The 17165-nt window shown below is 70.1% G+C and carries 14 protein-coding genes; 10 read left to right on the top strand and 4 right to left on the bottom strand.

Features of this window, described 5'->3' with window-relative positions:
- On the bottom strand, window positions 1–1100 hold a 1100-nt coding region (locus tag ESO89_RS14505; protein ID WP_128906178.1), incomplete at its 3' end, for an ATP-binding cassette domain-containing protein.
- Complete coding sequence (gene btuC, locus ESO89_RS14500) at window positions 1097–2239, bottom strand: vitamin B12 ABC transporter permease BtuC (protein WP_128906177.1); 1143 nt, start codon at window positions 2237–2239, stop codon at window positions 1097–1099. The genes btuC and ESO89_RS14505, both read right to left, overlap by 4 nt.
- Window positions 2240–2301: 62 nt before the next feature.
- Between btuC and ESO89_RS14495 the strand changes: the two genes are divergently transcribed.
- The 6 genes from ESO89_RS14495 to ESO89_RS14470 all read left to right on the top strand — a co-directional run bounded on the left by ESO89_RS14495 (window position 2302) and on the right by ESO89_RS14470 (window position 9504).
- Window positions 2302–3447 carry a PGF-CTERM-anchored ABC transporter substrate-binding protein gene (locus ESO89_RS14495; RefSeq protein WP_128906176.1) on the top strand — a complete coding sequence of 382 codons (1146 nt, stop codon included), beginning with the start codon at window positions 2302–2304 and terminating at the stop codon, window positions 3445–3447.
- A gap of 134 nt (window positions 3448–3581) precedes the next feature.
- Complete coding sequence (locus tag ESO89_RS14490) at window positions 3582–4355, top strand: hypothetical protein (RefSeq protein ID WP_128906175.1); 774 nt, start codon at window positions 3582–3584, stop codon at window positions 4353–4355.
- A gap of 265 nt (window positions 4356–4620) precedes the next feature.
- Window positions 4621–5733 (top strand): BMP family lipoprotein, encoded by a 1113-nt coding sequence (locus tag ESO89_RS14485; RefSeq protein WP_128906174.1) that lies wholly within the window; start codon window positions 4621–4623, stop codon window positions 5731–5733.
- A 47-nt stretch (window positions 5734–5780) separates the two neighbouring features.
- A complete protein-coding gene (locus ESO89_RS14480; protein WP_128906173.1) occupies window positions 5781–7364 on the top strand; it encodes an ABC transporter ATP-binding protein in 1584 nt (527 codons plus the stop codon).
- Window positions 7361–8494, top strand: a complete 1134-nt coding sequence (locus ESO89_RS14475) for an ABC transporter permease (RefSeq protein ID WP_241686246.1) — start codon at window positions 7361–7363, stop codon at window positions 8492–8494. Before ESO89_RS14480 ends, ESO89_RS14475 begins: the two co-directional genes overlap by 4 nt.
- Window positions 8491–9504 carry an ABC transporter permease gene (locus ESO89_RS14470; RefSeq protein WP_128906172.1) on the top strand — a complete coding sequence of 338 codons (1014 nt, stop codon included), beginning with the start codon at window positions 8491–8493 and terminating at the stop codon, window positions 9502–9504. Before ESO89_RS14475 ends, ESO89_RS14470 begins: the two co-directional genes overlap by 4 nt.
- A 40-nt stretch (window positions 9505–9544) precedes the next feature.
- Here the strand turns inward: ESO89_RS14470 and ESO89_RS14465 are convergent, their stop codons facing one another.
- Both ESO89_RS14465 and ligA read right to left on the bottom strand, forming a co-directional pair.
- Window positions 9545–10279, bottom strand: coding sequence for an MBL fold metallo-hydrolase (locus ESO89_RS14465; RefSeq protein WP_128906171.1), 735 nt, complete (start codon window positions 10277–10279; stop codon window positions 9545–9547).
- 75 nt (window positions 10280–10354) lie between these two features.
- Window positions 10355–12235, bottom strand: coding sequence for an ATP-dependent DNA ligase LigA (gene ligA, locus ESO89_RS14460; RefSeq protein ID WP_128906170.1), 1881 nt, complete (start codon window positions 12233–12235; stop codon window positions 10355–10357).
- A gap of 152 nt (window positions 12236–12387) precedes the next feature.
- Here ligA and ESO89_RS14455 point away from each other — a divergent pair, with 152 nt between their 5' ends.
- The 4 genes from ESO89_RS14455 (at window position 12388) to ESO89_RS14440 (ending at window position 16805) form a co-directional block, all read left to right on the top strand.
- Window positions 12388–13947: a hypothetical protein gene (locus tag ESO89_RS14455; RefSeq protein WP_128906169.1), complete on the top strand. Its 1560-nt coding sequence runs from the start codon at window positions 12388–12390 to the stop codon at window positions 13945–13947.
- Window positions 13948–14199: 252 nt separating this feature from the next.
- Window positions 14200–15183, top strand: coding sequence for an aliphatic sulfonate ABC transporter substrate-binding protein (locus ESO89_RS14450; RefSeq protein ID WP_128906168.1), 984 nt, complete (start codon window positions 14200–14202; stop codon window positions 15181–15183).
- Window position 15184: 1 nt separating this feature from the next.
- Entirely contained in the window at window positions 15185–15994 is an 810-nt protein-coding gene (locus ESO89_RS14445) for an ABC transporter permease (RefSeq protein ID WP_128906167.1), read from the top strand.
- Window positions 15978–16805 carry an ABC transporter ATP-binding protein gene (locus ESO89_RS14440; protein WP_128906166.1) on the top strand — a complete coding sequence of 276 codons (828 nt, stop codon included), beginning with the start codon at window positions 15978–15980 and terminating at the stop codon, window positions 16803–16805. The genes ESO89_RS14445 and ESO89_RS14440 overlap by 17 nt, the downstream gene beginning before the upstream one ends.
- Window positions 16806–17165: the final 360 nt, after the last annotated feature.

Raw genomic sequence — 17165 nt, 5'->3', positions numbered from 1 at the left:
GCCGTCACGACCGGCGCGTCCGCGTCGGCGGCAACGCCCGCGGCCGCGTCGCCCTCGGGGACGACCCCGACGGAGACGGCGTGGCCCGCGGCGGCCAGCCGCGCGACGGCCCGCCCGGCCGGTCGACCCCTTCCGACGACGTGAACGCGGCGCCGGTCGGGCGGGTCGGACGGGTCGGCGGACTCCGCCGGCTCCGCGGGATCGCCCCCGTCGGCCGCGTCGAACGCGGTGATCGCCGGCGTCCCCGTCGCCGGGTTCTCGCCGACGAAGGCCTCGGCGTCGAACGCGTCCCGGAGCGTCGCCGCCGTCAACACCTCCGCGGGCGGGCCGGCGGCCCGGACGCCGCCGTTCGCGAGGACGACGATCTCGTCGCAGTACCGGGCGGCCACGTCGAGGTCGTGGATCGCCGCGAGCGCGGCGCGCCCGCCGTCGACGAGGTCCCTGACGAGTTCGAGGGTCCGGACCGCGTGGTTCACGTCGAGGCTCGCCGTCGGCTCGTCGAGCAGCAGCGACGGGGTCTCCTGTGCCAGCGCTCTGGCCAGCAGGACTCGCTGGCGCTCGCCCCCGGAGACCTCCGTAATCGCCCGGTCGGCGAAACGCGCGACGCCGGCCGCGTCCATCGCTTCGCGGACCGCGCGATGGTCGTCGGGGCCGTGACCGTCGAACCTCCCGAGGTGCGGGGTCCGTCCCATCTCGACGATCTGCCGCACCCCGAAGTCGAACGCGAGGCTCGTCTCCTGCGGGACGCTGGCGACCCGCCGCCCGGCCTCGCGCGCGGACAGCGACCCGGCGGGGTCGCCGTCGAGCCGGACCTCGCCGGCGTCGGGCGAGAGCGTCCCCTTGATCGCCCGGAGAACCGTCGTCTTCCCCGCGCCGTTCGGACCGACGAGCCCCACGAGCGACCCGCGCTCGACGCGGAGGTCGACCCCCGAGACGACGGGCACGTCGCCGAAGGAGACCGAGAGATCGCTGACCTCGATCGGGGGGGTCTCGGTGTCGCCGGCGGCGGAGGGCTCCGGGTCGCCGACGGCGGCTTCGCTCTCGGTGTCGTCCGCCGCGAGGGACTCCCGGCCGTCCGCCGCGGGCGATTCGGCGGTCACAGCTCGTGCACCTCCCGGGTCACGAGCAGGTAGACGAAGAAGGGCGCGCCCACGGCGGCGGTGACGATGCCGACGGGCAGCTCCGTGCTCCCGGCTCGCGCGAGCGTGTCGGCGGCGACGAGGAACGATCCCCCCGCGAGCGCGGCGCTCGGGAGCAGGACGCGGTGGTCCGGGCCGACGACCAGCCGGAGCATGTGCGGGACGATAAGACCGACGAAGCCGATGATCCCCGCGAAGGCGACGCCCGCGGCCGTGATCAGCGCCGAGGCGCCGAGCAGGATGCGTTTCGTGCGCTCGACCGCGATACCGAGTCCGTGGGCCTCCTCCTCGCCGAGCAGCATGACGTTGAGGTCGCGGGCGTACACCAACAGGACGGCGAAAAGCGGCGGCACCACGACCGCGGTGACGGCGACGTCGCTCCACGCGGCCCCGGAGAGGTGACCCATCAGCCACGCGACGATCCGGCGGAGCGACTCGCCGGCCTGCAGCTGGAGGTACGAGATGACCGCGCCGAGGAACGTCTGGACGGCGACGCCGGCGAGCAACAGGGTTGCGACCGGTGTCCGCCCGTGCCGCGTCGCGATGGCGTACACGCCGAAGGCGGCGGCGAGCGCGCCGAGGAACGCGAAGAGGCTGACTCCGGCGCCGTACGAGAGCCCCACGTCGACCGCGCCGACGACCGGGAGCGTCAGGGAGGCCGACAGCGCGGCGGGGAAGACGATGAACGCGACCGCGCCGACCGCCGCGCCCGAGGAGACCCCGATGATCGACGGGTCCGCCATCGGATTGCGGAAGAACCCCTGCATCACCGTGCCGGCGGCCGCGAGCGCGAACCCCACGAGCGCGGCCATGAGTATCCGCGGGAGCCGGACGCCGACGACGATCCGCTGGTTGACGTCGTCGACGGGGAACGCGAACGGCGACCGGTACGCGAGGTCGACGCCCGGCAGCGTGAGCGGTCCGACGCCCTGCGAGGTCGTCTCGACGCCGACCGGGACGGCGAGCGCGTTCAACACCGCCTTCACCACCTCCGCGGGCGGGATTCGGACGGGACCGATCGCGGCGCTCACGACCGCCACGGCGACCAGCGTCGCCGCTAACGCCGCGGACCACCCCGCCGACCGTCGCCAAGCACTCATTCGTTCTCCAACAAAACTTGTAGTAGGTAAGTACTTATTGGGCGAGCGCCACCGTCGATGCGATGCGAGCCGCCTACGCCATCGCGACGGTCCTGCTCGTGACGACCGCCCTCGCGGGCGCCGGCGCGGCCCCTGTCGCGGGCGCACAGCCGACGGCGGCGTCGTCGGTGACCGGACACGCGGTCGACGGCGCCGCCGTTCAACAGACGGGCGTCTCCGGCGCCGACGCCTGCGAGTTCCCGGTCGAGCTGACGGACGCGACCGGGACGACCGTCGCGCTCGACGAGCCGCCGGAGCGGATCACGACGACCAACCCGTCCGCCGCGCAGACGCTCTGGGAGATCGGCGCGCGGGACCGGGTCGTCGGCGTGACGCAGTTCGCGGCCTACCTCGACGGCGCGGACGAGAAGACGGACGTCTCCGCCGAGGGGCTGGGCGTCAGCGTCGAGCGCGTCGTCGACACCGATCCCGACCTGGTGCTCGCGCCCAATGCGTCGGCCGATCAGGTCGCCGACCTCCGGGAGCAGAACCTCACGGTGTATCACTTCTCCGAGGCGACCTCGATCGACGACATCGCGGCAAAGACGGAACGGACCGGGCGGCTCGTCGGGGACTGCGAGGCCGCCGCCGCCACCAACGACGAGATGAACGCGGCCGTCGCGGACGTCGAGAACCGGACCGCCGATCTCGACCGGCCCGCCGCGCTGTACCCCCTCGGCGACGGGTTCGTCGCCGGCGGGAACACGTTCATCGACGAGATCATGCGAGTGGGCGGGACCGACAACGTCGCCGCCGCGGAGGGGGACGGCTACCCGCAGCTCTCGAACGAGGTGATCCTCCGGACCGACCCCGAACTGATCCTCGTCACCGATCCCGAGGCGTCGATCCTCGACGAGGAGCCGTACGCCAGCACGACCGCCGGCGTCGAGGGTAACTACGTCGAGATGAACGCGAACCACCTCAACCAGCCGGCACCGCGGAGCGCGATCGAGGCGACGGAGACGCTCGCGGCCGCCGTCGAGGAACTCGATCGCGACGACGGCGAGGCGAGCAACGACGGCGAGGCGAGCAACGACGGCGAGGCGAGCAACGACGGCGAGGCGAGCAACGACGGCGAAAACGGATCACGGAGCCAAGCGCCCGGATTCGGCGTCGTCACGGCTCTGATCGGGACGCTCGCCGCGACACTGATCGCCCGACGCCGCTGATCGCCCGACGTCACCGATCGCACGGGGACCGCCGCACGCCCGCCTGATCCGGTGGGACTCGCGTTTCCGCGGGGTCACTGGCCCCGAGATACTCCGATTGTTTTATTACAGCCGGTCGGACACTTCGTACCAGTATGGCCCTCCAACTCAGCCATGCGGTCAGCGACGGTATTCGGCGTACACTCACCCGAACTGGTGGACTCCTGCTCGTGGGACTTTTTGCCATCCAGATCGGCCTCCAGGTAAGCGTCAACAGCGCTCTGTTGGGCTTTCTCCCGCCGGAGATAGCCGAGCAGTTTCGGAGCAATACCGGGCTCGCCCTCCCGATCTCCGGACGCGTCGGGCTCGCCCTGTTCGTCGTGCTCACGGTCCTGAGTTCGACGTACTTCGTCATCCTCTCGCGAACGCTTGCTCAACCCCGCAGCGAGATGTCGACGTTCCCCGCGGCGGTGACGCGGCGGCTCGGGCGTGCCACCGGCATCGCACTGGTCGGCGGACTGATCGTGAGCGTCTCGATTCTGATCGGCACCATCCTCTTGCTCTTCCCCGGACTCTTCCTCGCGGCGTCGTTCCTGTTTTTCATCTTCGCGGTTGCCGTCGAGGACCTCGGCCTCGTCGGGAGCCTTCAACGAAGCTGGGCGCTGGCTCGCGGGTCTCGGCTCAAACTCGGTCTCCTCGTCGTCGCGTCCGCGCTGTTCGGCGGCTTCATCGGCGCCGTCGGACCCCTGTTGGATCTCGCCGGCGCCTCGGTCGCCGCCGACGTCGTAACCAGCGCTCTCACGGCCGTGTTCTTCCTGCCGTACTACGCGATCATCGCGTCGGCGTACCGGCAGCTGCGAGATGAACAAACCGGTCCCGGCGGGTCGACGTCCGGGACGGCCGACGCGACACGGGTGCCCGAACTCTAGTCGGCTCACGACGATTTCCCGACCGAAACCGCGAGAACGACTCGTCCCCCTTCTCGATGCGGAGGTGCGAACAGCCGACGATCGATGCGGAGGTGCGAACAGCCGACGATCGATGCGGAGGTGCGAACAGCCGACGATCGATGCGGAGGTGCGAACAGCCGACGATCGACATCGGAGCGCCTCTCTGCCGGGGTCGTGTACTCGACACCGAAACTCCGTGGCACCTGTATTTATAATGGATGATGAAGGATGATAAGACACATCCATGACAGAAGGCCGCAAATCGATCGGCGGGACGGGGAGCGTCAGCCGGCGGACGGTGCTCGCCTCGGGAAGCGCGCTCGCGACGGGGACCGTCTTCGCCGGCTGTCTCGGCGAGGGCGGCGACGGCGGTGACGGCGGCGACGACACCGCCGGAACCGAGGTGGCGATCATCTCCAGCCCGGCCGGCTTCGACGACAACGCGTTCAACGACAACGCGGTTCAGGGACTCGAAGAGGCGGCGAACGACTTCGATCTCACGTACACGACCGTCGAGGCGACCGAGGAGGCCCAGTACGAGTCGACCCAAGCCGACACGGCCGAGAGCGACTACGATCTCATCGTCTGCGTGGGCGACAACCACACCGACCCGCTGGAGACGAACACGAGCGAGTACCCCGACCAGAACTGGATGCTGATCAACAACGTGATCGAAGGGGCCGACAACGTCTCCGGCTGGATCGAGATGAACAACGAGATGTCGTTCCTCGCCGGCGTCGCCGCGGGCGTGATGACCCAGCAGGAGTTCGAGTACGAGGGCAGCGCCACCGACCCCGACGGCGCGACGGTCGGGTTCGTCGGCGGCGAGGATATCCCCCTCATCAACGCCTTCGAACAGTCGTACATCGAGGGCGTCGAGTGGGTCGACGACGGAATCGAGGTGCTCACCGGCTACGGCGGAAGCTTCTCCGACACGGGGGCGGCCAACGATGTTGCGGAGTCGCAGATCGACGACGGGGCCGACATCGTCTGGCACGCGGCGTCCGCGGCCGGCGGCGGCGTCTTCTCGGCGGCGCAGGACAACGGCCGCTTCGCGCTCGGCGTCGACGTCGACCAGTCGGTGACCGAAGAGCAGTACCAGGACGTGATCCTCGGATCGGCGGTGAAGGCACTCAACGAGGCGACCTACACCGTCGCCGAGGCGGTCGTCGATGGCAACTTCTCCGAGTACGTCGGCGAACAGAACCTCAGCGTCGCGCAGGGAAGCATCGACTTCGTCGTCGGACAGGCGTTCGAGGGTGATCTCCCTGATGCGCTCTCACAGAACATCGAGGACGCCAAGACCGGCTTCGAGAACGGAGAGATCGACCTGACCTGCGGGCCGACCAGCTGCTGAACGGCATCCCCGCCTTCCGTTGTTTATACACTCACAATGAGAACACGATGACGCGTAACGCACCTGCGGTCCGTCTCGACGGGATAACGAAGCGCTTCGGCGACGTCGTCGCGAACGACGCCGTCGACTTCACGCTGGAGCCCGGGTCGATCCACGCGCTCCTCGGCGAGAACGGCTCCGGTAAGACCACTCTGATGTGCGTTCTGTACGGGCTCTACGACCGAGACGAGGGAACGATCCGGGTCAACGGCGAGGAGCGGGAGTTCGAGTCGCCCCGAGATGCGATGGACGCCGGGATCGGGATGATCCACCAGCACTTCCAGCTCGTGAAGCCGATGACGGTTCTCCAGAACATCGTCCTCGGCCACGAGCCGACCCAGAACGGATTCGTCGACGAGGCCGACGCCAGGGCCGATATCGAGGATATCTGCTCGCGGTACGGGTTCGACATCGATAAACACCTCGACACCCCGGTGGAGGACCTCGATCTGGGCGTTCAACAGCGCGTGGAGATCGTCAAGAGCCTCTACCGCGGCGCGGAGGTCCTGATCCTCGACGAGCCGACCGCGGTCCTGACGCCGCAGGAGGTCGACAGCCTGATGTCGGTGATGAACGATCTCCGCGAGGACGGCCGCTCGCTGATCTTCATCTCGCACAAGCTCGACGAGGCACTCGCGATCGCAGACGAGATCACGGTCCTGAGGGACGGGAAGGCGGTCGGCACCGTCCCCGCGACGAACACGACCGAGCAGGACTTAGCGCGGATGATGGTCGGCCGGGAGGTGCTCTTCGACCGGCTCGAACGGGAAGCCGATCCGGGCGACCCCGTCCTCGAAGCGGAGGGGCTTCGGGTGACGGGCGACCGCGGCCGCGAGCAGGTCTCGGGGGTTGATCTCGCCCTCCGCGAGGGCGAGATCGTCGGCGTCGCCGGGGTACAGGGAAACGGGCAGACCGAACTCGTCGAGGGGATCACGGGGCTCCGTCGCCCTGACTCGGGCACGGTCCGGCTGCGCGGGGACGACATCACGGACCGCAGCCGGCGCACCCGCATCGAGGGAGGGATCGCGTACGTGCCCGAGGACAGACAGACCGAGGGGCTGGTACAGGAGTACAGCCTGGGTCGGAACGCCCTCCTCGGCAACCAGACGATCGCGCCCTACGCCACCCGCGGGATCATCGACTGGGACGCGGTCGACGACCACGCAGAGGACGTTATCGAGGAGTACGACGTGCAGCCGCCGGACCCGGACGCCGAGGCGCGGTCGCTGTCCGGGGGGAACCAACAGAAGTTCATCGTCGGTCGTGAGATCGGCCACGACCCGGACGTGTTCGTGGCCTCGCATCCCACGCGCGGGGTCGACATCGGCTCGATCGAGTTCATCCACGAGCGACTGCTCGAACTCAGGGACCGTGGCGTCGGCATCCTCGTTATTTCCTCCAAGCTAGAGGAGATCCAGAAGCTCGCCGACCGGATCGCCGTGATGTACGAAGGGGAATTTACCGACATCGTCGACCCGGAAGCGGTCACCGAGTCCGATCTCGGGCTCCTGATGGCCGGCGGGTCGCTGGACGGCCGTCAGGGCGAGAGTGAAAGAGCGGACGCCGCGTCCGACGGAGGTGTGGAGACGTGAGCGGCGCGGACGCCGGGCGAGCGCGCGCGGCGCTCGACGCGGTCGCCGACCGCCTGCTCCGCGCAAGCGTGCTCGAACGGATCGGGATCGCGATTGCGTCGACGGCGGCGGCGTTGCTCATCGGCCTCGCCATCGCGGCGCTCGCCGGATACGACTCGACCCGGTTTGCCGGGCAGCTGCTCGCAGGGGCGTTCGGGAACGAGCGGGCGATCGCCCGCACCCTCCGGAGCACGACGCTGTTCGTCCTCACCGGCGTCGCCGTCGCGGTCGCGTTCCGGGCTGGCGTGTTTAACATCGGCGTGCAGGGGCAGTTCGTCGTCGGCGGATTCACCACCGTCGTCGCGATCGTCTGGCTGGCGGCGTTCGTTCCCGACGAGACGTTCGGCGGCGTGGCGCTGATGCTCGCCGGGAGCCTCGCGGGCGTCGTCTCCGGCGGGCTGTACGGGGCGCTTCCCGGCGTGATGAAGGCGTACGGCGACGCCAACGAGATCATCACGACCATCATGCTGAACTTCATCGCCACCGGATTCGTGGGGTGGCTGGTCGCGGGTCCCTTCGGCGATCCCGAGGCGACAGCGACGCGGACCCGGCGGCTCCCGGACACCGTGGGGCTGCCGCGGGTGGTGTTCGACGACCCGAACCTGTCGGTCGTCGGCCTCCTCCTCATGGTCGGCGTCGTCGCACTCGTCGCCGCGCTGATGGATCGGACCCGATTCGGCTACGACATGGTGACGAGCGGATACCAGGACACCGCCGCGACGTACTCCGGCGTCGACGCGAGGCGGATGGTCATCGCGACGATGACGCTGTCCGGCATGATCGCCGGGTTGACCGGTGCGCTGTTCGTGATCATGATTCAGGGATACTACACCGACCCGTCCGGCATCGGCAACTACGGGTTCGACGCGATCGCCGTGAGCCTGCTGGCCGCAAACAACCCGCTCGGGGTCCTTCCAGCGGGGCTGCTGTTCGGGGGGCTCGAGTCGGCGGGGTCGCACGTGCAGATCAACAGCGACGTTCCCGTCCAGCTGATCGATGGCATCGTCGGGCTCGTCGTCCTCTTCGTCGCCGCCCCGGAGCTGTTCCGGATGATCGCCGCCCGCACGGGACTGGGGGGTGAGGCCGAATGAGCTTCCTCGATAAGGTACGGCCGTCCCGGAGGCGGCTCGGCGGCCTCGGGCTGCTGATCGCGGTCTTCGTCGGCGTGCTCGGAACGGCCCCAACCGGCGGCGGGATCGACCGGGTCCTCACTCCCGGCTTCGCTACCCGATCGCTGGAGATGGCGACCCCCATCGCGCTCGCGGCGGTGGGCGGGCTCTACGCCGAGAAGAGCGGCGTGTTCAACATCGGACTGGAGGGATTCATGATCGTCGGCGCGTTCACCGCGGCCGCGACGATGTTCGCACTCGGCGGCACCTCGCCGACCCAGGAGCACATCTGGGTTGCCATCGTCGTTTCGGTGCTGGTCACGGCCGTCCTGACGGCGCTGTTCGCCGTGCTGTTGATCCGGTTCAAGGCGGACCAGATCGTGGCCGGACTGGCCGTCTGGTTCGTCGGGCTCGGGTTCGCCCCATTCACCGCGGCGCTGGTCTGGGGGAGCCGATCGAGCCCCGGGCTCGCGAGCGTCAACGCGGTCGTGTTCGGCCAGTCGCCGCTGGTGTTCCTCGCGGCGCTCCTCGTCGCGGCCGGCTGGATGGTTCTCTACCGCACCCGGTACGGCTACTGGGTGCAGGCGGCCGGCGAGAACCCGGAGGCGCTCGACACCGCCGGGGTCGACGTCAACCGCGTTCGCTACGCGACCGTGATATTCTCTGGCGCGATGGCGGGGCTCGGCGGCGCCGTGCTGCTCGCACACGCCGGGAACTTCGTTGGGACCGGGCAGACGATGGTCGACGGCCGCGGGTGGATCGCGATCGTCGCGTACCTGTTCGGCAACTACAACCCGATCGGCGCCGCGGCTGCCGCGCTGTTGTTCGGGGCGCTGGACATGCTGAACGTCCAGTTCCAGACGGTCGGGATCGAGGTCCCCGCCCGCCTCGTCAACCTGCTCCCCTATGCCGTGGTGCTCGTGGTACTCACGGCGTGGGGGAAGACGCGGGTCCCCTCCGTCGTCGGGGAGCCGTACGAAACCGAGGAATGAGGGCGGGCGCAGCGGGCGCTCCTTTTGCGGTTCCGCAGCGCTACTGGTTCGCCGAGCGCGCGTCGAGCGCGACGGGGATCGAGCGCGCGGCCACGTCGCCCGCAAACGCCTCGCCGTCGGCCTCCAACTGCTCGAACGTGTCGTAGTGGATCGGGACGACGAGGTCGGGGTCCATCGCCTCGGCCAGCGCCGCGCTCCCGTGGCGATCGGAGACGATCCCGCCGCCGCCGATGTTCGCGAGGAAGACCGAGGCGTCGAGCTCCGCGAACCCGTCGAACGCGTCGGAGTCGCCGGGCCAGAACACCGTGCGGTTGTCGAGCCTGAGCAGGAAGCCGCAGCCGAGGCCGGGCGGGTGCGTCACCGAGCCGTCCGGCCCGGCGTTGGGCCCCTCGGGGTCGTTGTACGCGGCGACGGACCAGACGGCGACCTCGCCGGCCGGGGTCGCCACGTCGACGCGATCCTCGTCGTCGACCCGGACCACGTCGTAGTCGTCGGCGAGCGACTCGATCGACTCCACGTCGCGGTCGATCCCCGCGGGGTCGACCGCCTCGTAGATCACGAGCGTCGCGTCCTCGCGGGCGACCGACCGAATCCCGTCGGGGTCGTAGTGGTGGTCGTGCGTGACGACGACGAGGTCGCCGTCCCGGGCCCAGTAGTCGTCGAGGACGCCGTACCGCCCCGGGTCCGTGTAGGCGACGGGCCCGTCCTCGGGCTCCAGCCGCGCCGTCGCGTAGCCGAGCCACTCCACCGTGAAGTCGTCGTGTCGGACCGTCATGCGCCGGACTCCGACCGCGGGCGCCTTGAGGGTGGCTATCGGTCTCCCGTCACCCGCCGCCGCTCGCGACGGCGCTTACGCCTCGTCCCCGGCGAGCCGCGAGACGCGCTCCAGCGAGTCGGCGTCGTCGACCGACTTGTCCTCGCGCACGCCGACGAACCGGGGGAACCGCAGGGCGTAGCCCGCCGAGTAGGTCGGCGAAGTCTGGATCTCCTCGTAGCCGACTTCGAGGACGACCTCGGGCCGGATCGCGATCTCGGTCCCGTCCTCGCTCACCACGTGGGGCTCCAGCCGCTCGGTGAGGTCGGCGAGCTCCTCGTCGGTGAGCCCGGTCGCGACCTTCCCGATGGCCGCGAACTCGTCGTTTCCCGCCCGTACGCCGAGCAGGAACGTCCCGAACAGCTCCGCCCGGCGCCCCTCGCCCCACTCCGCGCCGACCACGACCGCGTCGAGCGTCTCCACGTCGGGCTTGCGCTTCAGCCAGTCGCGGCCGCGGTCGCCGGGGGTGTACGCCGCCTCGGGATTCTTCAGCATCACGCCCTCGTGGCCCGCGTCGAGCGCGGCCGCCTCCGCCGCCTCGATCGCCGCCGGATCGTCCGCGAACTCGACGCTCGCGGCCGCGTCGGGCAGGACCGCGTCGAGCCGGTCGTGGCGGGCGCGAAGCGGCTCGTCGAGCAGGTCCTCGCCGTCCGCGTGGAGGCAGTCGAACGCGTGGAGCCGGAGCCCAACTTCCTCGCGCATCCGGTCCACGTCGTGTTTCCGCCGGAAGCGACGCAGCACCTCCTGGAACGGGAGCGGGTCGCCGTCGTCGTCGACCGCGACGACCTCCCCGTCGAGGATGACCGGGACAGAGACGCGCGCTTCGACGTACTCGACGATCTCCGGGAGCGCGTCGGTCACGTCGTCCATGTTCCGCGAGTAGATCCGCGGGCCGAGCCCGGCATCGGCGGGGCCCTCATCGTCGCCGTCGCTGTCGCCGGAACCGCCGACGCCGACCGCCTCTCCGCTCTCGACTGCGGACTCCGGCACGTAATGGACCTGCACCCGCGCCCCGTCGAACTTGGTCTCCACGGCGACCTCGCCGAACGCCTCGACCGCGTCGGTCGCCGTCCCGGCCTGCGCGAGCATCGCCTGCACCGGCCGGCCGACCGCCAGTCCCTCGGCGCGCAGGCCCTCGATCCCCTCGTCGCGGGCGAGGACCGCGACGCGCCCGTAGTCGTTAGTCACCTGCAGCGCGCGCTCGACCGCGGCGACCGCCTCGTCGTCGGCGCGGAGAATCGGATCGTCGTCGTCGCTGTCGTCGCTGTCGTCGCTGTCGGACTCGGGATCGGGGTCATCCTCCTCGTCCGCGAGGAACGCCTCCGCGATCGCGTCGCGGACCGCCCCCTCGCCGACGCCGAGCCGCATCTCGCCGAGGACGAGGCGGGCGAGCACCTTCGCCTCGGCGGGCTCACACCGGTTGAACAGCCCGAACAGCGCGTCGCGCTTGCGGGACTCGCTCCCGTCGCCGGCGGCGGCCGCCAGCTCGCGCAGCTCCGCGTCGACGGCGGCCACGGTGAGCCGGTCGCGTCCCTCGCCGAAGGCGGCGAGCCCGCGCTGGCCGCCGAACTCGAAGCCGGCGGCGACCGCGCCGATCTCGCCTTCCTCGGCCAGCCGCTCCTCCACGTCGGCCGCGGTCACGTTCGGGCCGGCGGCGCGGGCGATCGCCTCGCGACACCGGGCCGGCCCCACGTCGAGCGTTCGGGTGTCGTGCGCCGGGAAGACGCGGCCGAGTAGGAATCGGGTGACCGTCGCGAGGTCGTCCTCGGCGTCTCCGTCGCCCTCGCGGTCCCCGTCGTCGCTCCCGGCGTGACCTCCCGCCGACGAGAGCAGGTCGGCGACGAGCCGCGTCGTCTCGATGTCGGCGGGCTCGGCCGCCAACCCCTCCGCCCGCTCGGCGAACGCTGCGAACTCCATGCACGGAGTCGGCGATCGCTCGGCAAAAGCGCCCCGGTACGGACAGCACCCCGATACGGGTCGGCTCCGCCGGGGACTCGCCGCGTGGCGATCGGTCTCACGCCGCCGATCGGGCGCAGGCCTTTTTACCGGGCGGGGTCGTCGACCGTCCCATGAGCACCGAGTCCGCCCTCGCCGACGGGGTTCGCGAGGCGCTCGCGGTCGATCCCGACGAGTTCGCCGCGCGCGCCGAGGAGGAGGCGGAGGTCGTCAAGCAGGCGCTCCGCGACGGCGCCTTCGACAACCACCAGTCGATCGTCGGCTTCGAGTACGAGTTCTACGCGGTCGCCGACGGGCGGTGGAGCGAGGAGTCGCGGGCGGGCGAGTACGCCCTGATGCGGGTCCCTCGCCGCCTGCTGGAGCTGATGGGGTTCGAGAAGGAACTCGGGCTCCACAACGCCGAGATGTCGACGAGCCCGCAGCCCCTCTCGGACCACGGGCTCCGGGCGCAGCTCGCGGAGGTCCGGGCGCGGCTGGAGGCCGCGGAGAACACCACCGGCGTCGAGGGGATGCGGCTCGTCTCGGACGGCCTCTGGACCATCCCGCCGGCGGGCGAGACGGCCCGCGAGTACCTCACCGACAGCGTCGACGTCGACGGGGTCACCGTCGCCGTCAACATGAGCGACGCGGTGCGGTACCACGCGATGGCGAACGCGGGCGCCGACGAGCGGCGCGGGACCGTCATCGAGGCGCCGGGGGTGTCGCTCGCGGCGGACACGGTGATGCCCGAGAGCCTCATCACCTCGGTCCAGCCGCACTACCAGGTCGCGCAGGCCGAGACCCTGCCGCGACACTTCCGGTACGCGCTCCGGATCGCCGGTCCCCTGCTCGCGCTCGGGGTCAACTCCCCGTTCTTCCCGCCGGAGCTGTACGACGACGGCTGGGACGGCGAGCGCGTGCTCGCGGAGGGCGCGACAGAAAACCGGATCCACGTCTTCGAGTCGGTGCTCAACGCCCGCACCGACGACGACAAGGTGCGGTTCCCGCGCGACGTCCACGACCTCGAAACCGCGGTGGACCGGATCGTCGCCGACGAGACGCTGATCCCGGTGCCGGAGCCGGACGGCTCTGACCGGTTCGACGACGAGTTCGCGACGTTCCGGACGAAACACGGCAGCTACTGGCGCTGGGTCCGCCCCGTCTTCGAGGGCGCGAGCCGGTCGAGCGCCAACGCCCGGATCGAGTTCCGGCCGATCCCGGGCCAACCTACCGTCCGCGACTCGATCGCCTTTCAGGGGGCGTTCGCCGGGCTGATGCAGGCGCTCCCGCAGCGCGAGCATCCCGTCATCGGGCTCGACTGGGAGACCGCCCGCGACAACTTCTACGCCGCGGTCGCCGACGGGCTCGACGCGGAGATCGAGTGGATCGGGCTCGGCGGGGAGCACACGACCGACACCGACGCGCTGTACGCCGACCTCCTCGATCACGCCGAGGCGGGGCTCCGGACCGCGGGCTGTCCCGAGGAGGAGGCCGCCGCGTGGCTCGCCCCGCTCCGGTGGCGGGTGGCGAACCGGATGACGCCGGCGAGCTGGAAGCGGGATCGGGTCCGCGAGCGCCTCGACGCCGGCGCCGACTTCGAGGCCGCGGTCCACGACACCCAGCGCGAGTACGTCGACCGACAGGCCGAGACGCTGATCGAGGGCGGGTTCTCCGCGTGGACGAGCGACGACTGAGACGCCGAGTCGGTGTCGAGCCGATCATAGCGGCAATCCGTTCCTGAATCCCGCACGACGGTTCTGGAGCGCCTCGACGTCCGATATGCAGTTCGAGCGCGTAGAGCGTCAGTAGGAGGTCTGTAACCCCCGATACGCCCCTGTGTCTGTGTCTCACGCGTCGTGTTTTATAACCTCAAAACATCATAGGTGCAGTTGAATATTCTCGATAGCCATATTACCTTATGCGCGGGACCGGTACGAGGTGGTACGATGGAGCGAAGACAGTTCCTCAGCGGAACCGGCGCGGCGATCGGCGGTTCGCTGCTCGCCGGCTGCGTTGGCGGGAACGACTCTCGGACGGTGACGGTCGACTACGCCTACTACAACCCGGTCAGCCTCGTGTTACGCGAGAAGGGGTGGATGGGGGAGGCGTTCGACGACACCGACGTGGAGATCGAGTGGGTGTTGAGCCTCGGCAGCAATCAGGCCAACGAGTACTCTCAGGGAGGCGAGGCCGAGGTCGCCTCGACCGCCGGGATCGCGGCGTTGATGGCCCGGTCGAACGGCGTCCCGATCACGACGCCGTACATCTATTCCGAGCCCGAGTGGACCGCGCTGGTCACCTTCGAGGAGAGCGGTATCGAGACGGTCGCCGACTTGGAGGGCAAGCGGGTCGCCGCGACCCGAGGCACCGACCCGTACTTCTTCCTCCTGCAGGCGCTCGACGACGCCGGCCTGAGCGAGGACGACGTAGAGGTCGTTCACCTCCAACACCCCGAGGGGCAGTCTTCGCTGGTGCAGGGCGACGTGGACGCGTGGGCGGGGCTCGACCCGCACATGGCCGAGCTGGAGCTGGAACACGACGGCGCGGAGCTGTTCTTCCGCGAGCCCGCGTACAACACCTACGGGTTCCTGAACTTCCTCGACGGGTTCCTCGCGGACCACCCGGAGGACGCCCGACGCGTGATCGACGCCTACGAGCGCGGCCGCGAGTGGGCGATCGCCAACCCCGAGGAGACCGCGTCGATCCTCGCGAGCGAGTCGGACATGTCCCAACCGGTCGCAGAGCGCGTGTTCACGCAGCGCAACGACCTCTCGGAGCCGATCCCAGGCGACGCGCACCGCGACCTGCTGTCGAACCTCGCGCCGATCCTCGAAGAGGAAGGGCTCGTCAACGACGACGCCGACCCGGCGAGGAGCATCGGCGACCTGCTCGACTCGGAGTTCGCGGCCGACGCCGCGGGAGGCGAGTAAGATGGCGACCACGCGGGAGACGGAAACCGGCGATATCGGGTCGAGCCTCGCCGGCGCGCTCCCGGACGCCGACCGGTTCCGGTGGCTGCTCGGGCTGGTCGTGCCCGCGGCGCTCGTCGTCGTCTGGCACCTGCTGGTCGCGACGGGCGTGTTCGCGGCCCACCAGCTTCCGGAGCCGCTCCGCGTGGTCGAGACGCTCTACGGGATGGCGGCGACGGGCGAACTGTGGGGACACATCGCCATCACGCTCCAGCGCGTGTTCTTCGGAACGCTCCTCGGCGTGAGCGCCGGGATCGTCTTCGGGACGATAACCGGGCTGTACGGGCTCGCCCGGGACCTGCTCGACCCGCTGTTACAGAGCCTCAAGAACATCCCCTCGCTGGCGTGGGTGCCGCTGTTCCTGCTGTGGTTCGGCATCGGCGAGGGCGCGAAGGTGTTGCTCATCGCCGTCGGGGCGTTCTTCCCCGTCTACCTCAACCTCTCGACGGGAATCGGCAACGTGAGCGAGGACCTCTTGGAGGTGGCCGAGGTGTACGACTTGGGACGGTTCGAGTCGCTCCGCCGGGTCGTGTTCCCGGCCGCGGTGCCGAGCCTGCTCGTCGGCATCCGCGGCGGCGTCGGGCTGGCGTGGATGTTCGTCGTCGCCGCGGAGCTGATCGCGGCGAGCCAGGGGATCGGCTTCCTGATGAGCGACGGGCGGGTGCTCGCCCGGCCGGACATCATCGTGGGCTCGATCCTGCTTTTCGCCTTCTTCGGGAACCTCTCGGACCTCGCGGTCAAGGAGGTGGAACAGCGTGTCGTCGACTGGTGAGGAGACGGCCGAGGCGAATGCGGCCGCCGACGACTCGGCGAAGTCGACGCGCGACTCGGAAGCGCCGACGGACGACCCCGCCCTCGCCGTCCGCGGACTCACGAAGCGCTACGGCGACACCGTCGCGCTCGACGAGGTCGACCTCGCGGTCGACGACGGGGAGTTCGTGGCGGTCGTCGGCCCCTCCGGCTGCGGGAAGTCGACGCTGCTGCGCGTGCTCACCGGGTTGGAGGTGCGGTTCGAGGGGCGCGCGGCGGTCGACGGCGTCGACGTGCGCGACGGCGGCAGCGACGCGGTCGGCATGGTGTTTCAGGAGCCGCGCCTGCTCGCGTGGGCGGACGTGCGGGAGAACGTCGCGGTCGGGCTCCCGAGCGACGTGGACCGCGACGATCCCGCCGCGCGCGAGCGCGTCGACGACCTGATCGAGACGGTCGGGCTCGACGGGTTCGCCGAGAGCCGTCCCGGCGAGCTCTCGGGCGGGATGGCCCAGCGCGTCTCGCTGGCGCGCGGGCTCGCCTACGAGCCGGAGGTGCTGCTGTTGGACGAGCCGTTCTCCGCGCTCGACCAGCTGACGAAGTACGAACAGCAGGACAACCTGCTCGACGTGTGGCGCGAGCGCGGGGCGACGGTCGCCTTAGTCACCCACGACGTGGAGGAGGCGGCGTACCTCGCGGACCGCGTCGTCGTGCTCGGCGGCCAACCCGGAACCGTCGAAACCGTCGTCGACGTGGAAGCGGACCGACCGCGCGACCGGACGGACGAGGCGCTGCTCGCAGCGCGCCGCGAGATCACGGACGCGCTCGGGCTCTGATCCCCTCCCGGCCGCTCGTCGACTCTCCACGCGATCGCCCGACGACTTCCTTCGCGACCGCCCGTCACCCTCCCTCGCGACTGCGCGCTGACCGCGCGCCGGCTTCGCACGGAACGAAACGAACGTCGATTCGGCTTATTAATCGGGTTCCGAAACCACATCCTCCCGATCGTCTCGGTGTGTGTATAATGTGTATAAGGCCACCCGATCCCGTTGGTGTCCTGCGGTTTTCGGGATCGGCGCTCGAATCCCGGGACCTCTCGGACGGGCCGTTTTTGCGACCGGCACAAGCGTTAAGTTCCTGACCCTGTTTCCGTGAGTCGATGACAGACATCACGGAGGCTTCGTCGGACACCCCGG

The sequence above is a fragment of the Halorubrum amylolyticum genome (assembly GCF_004114995.1).
Classification (GTDB): Archaea; Halobacteriota; Halobacteria; order Halobacteriales; family Haloferacaceae; genus Halorubrum; species Halorubrum amylolyticum.
Note: the sequence above shows the minus strand (reverse complement) of the source record. Positions and strands in the feature narration are given on the sequence as shown.

Excerpts from the sequence above, each read along its gene's own strand:
- ESO89_RS14495 (WP_128906176.1), top strand. The coding sequence starts at position 2,302 with ATGCGAGCCGCCTACGCCATCGCGACGGTCCTGCTCGTGACGACCGCC.
- ligA (WP_128906170.1), bottom strand. The coding sequence starts at position 12,235 with ATGGAGTTCGCAGCGTTCGCCGAGCGGGCGGAGGGGTTGGCGGCCGAG.
- ESO89_RS14470 (WP_128906172.1), top strand. The coding sequence starts at position 8,491 with ATGAGCTTCCTCGATAAGGTACGGCCGTCCCGGAGGCGGCTCGGCGGC.
- btuC (WP_128906177.1), bottom strand. The coding sequence starts at position 2,239 with ATGAGTGCTTGGCGACGGTCGGCGGGGTGGTCCGCGGCGTTAGCGGCG.
- ESO89_RS14455 (WP_128906169.1), top strand. The coding sequence starts at position 12,388 with ATGAGCACCGAGTCCGCCCTCGCCGACGGGGTTCGCGAGGCGCTCGCG.
- ESO89_RS14490 (WP_128906175.1), top strand. The coding sequence starts at position 3,582 with ATGGCCCTCCAACTCAGCCATGCGGTCAGCGACGGTATTCGGCGTACA.
- ESO89_RS14485 (WP_128906174.1), top strand. The coding sequence starts at position 4,621 with ATGACAGAAGGCCGCAAATCGATCGGCGGGACGGGGAGCGTCAGCCGG.
- ESO89_RS14445 (WP_128906167.1), top strand. The coding sequence starts at position 15,185 with ATGGCGACCACGCGGGAGACGGAAACCGGCGATATCGGGTCGAGCCTC.
- ESO89_RS14465 (WP_128906171.1), bottom strand. The coding sequence starts at position 10,279 with ATGACGGTCCGACACGACGACTTCACGGTGGAGTGGCTCGGCTACGCG.
- ESO89_RS14480 (WP_128906173.1), top strand. The coding sequence starts at position 5,781 with ATGACGCGTAACGCACCTGCGGTCCGTCTCGACGGGATAACGAAGCGC.
- ESO89_RS14450 (WP_128906168.1), top strand. The coding sequence starts at position 14,200 with ATGGAGCGAAGACAGTTCCTCAGCGGAACCGGCGCGGCGATCGGCGGT.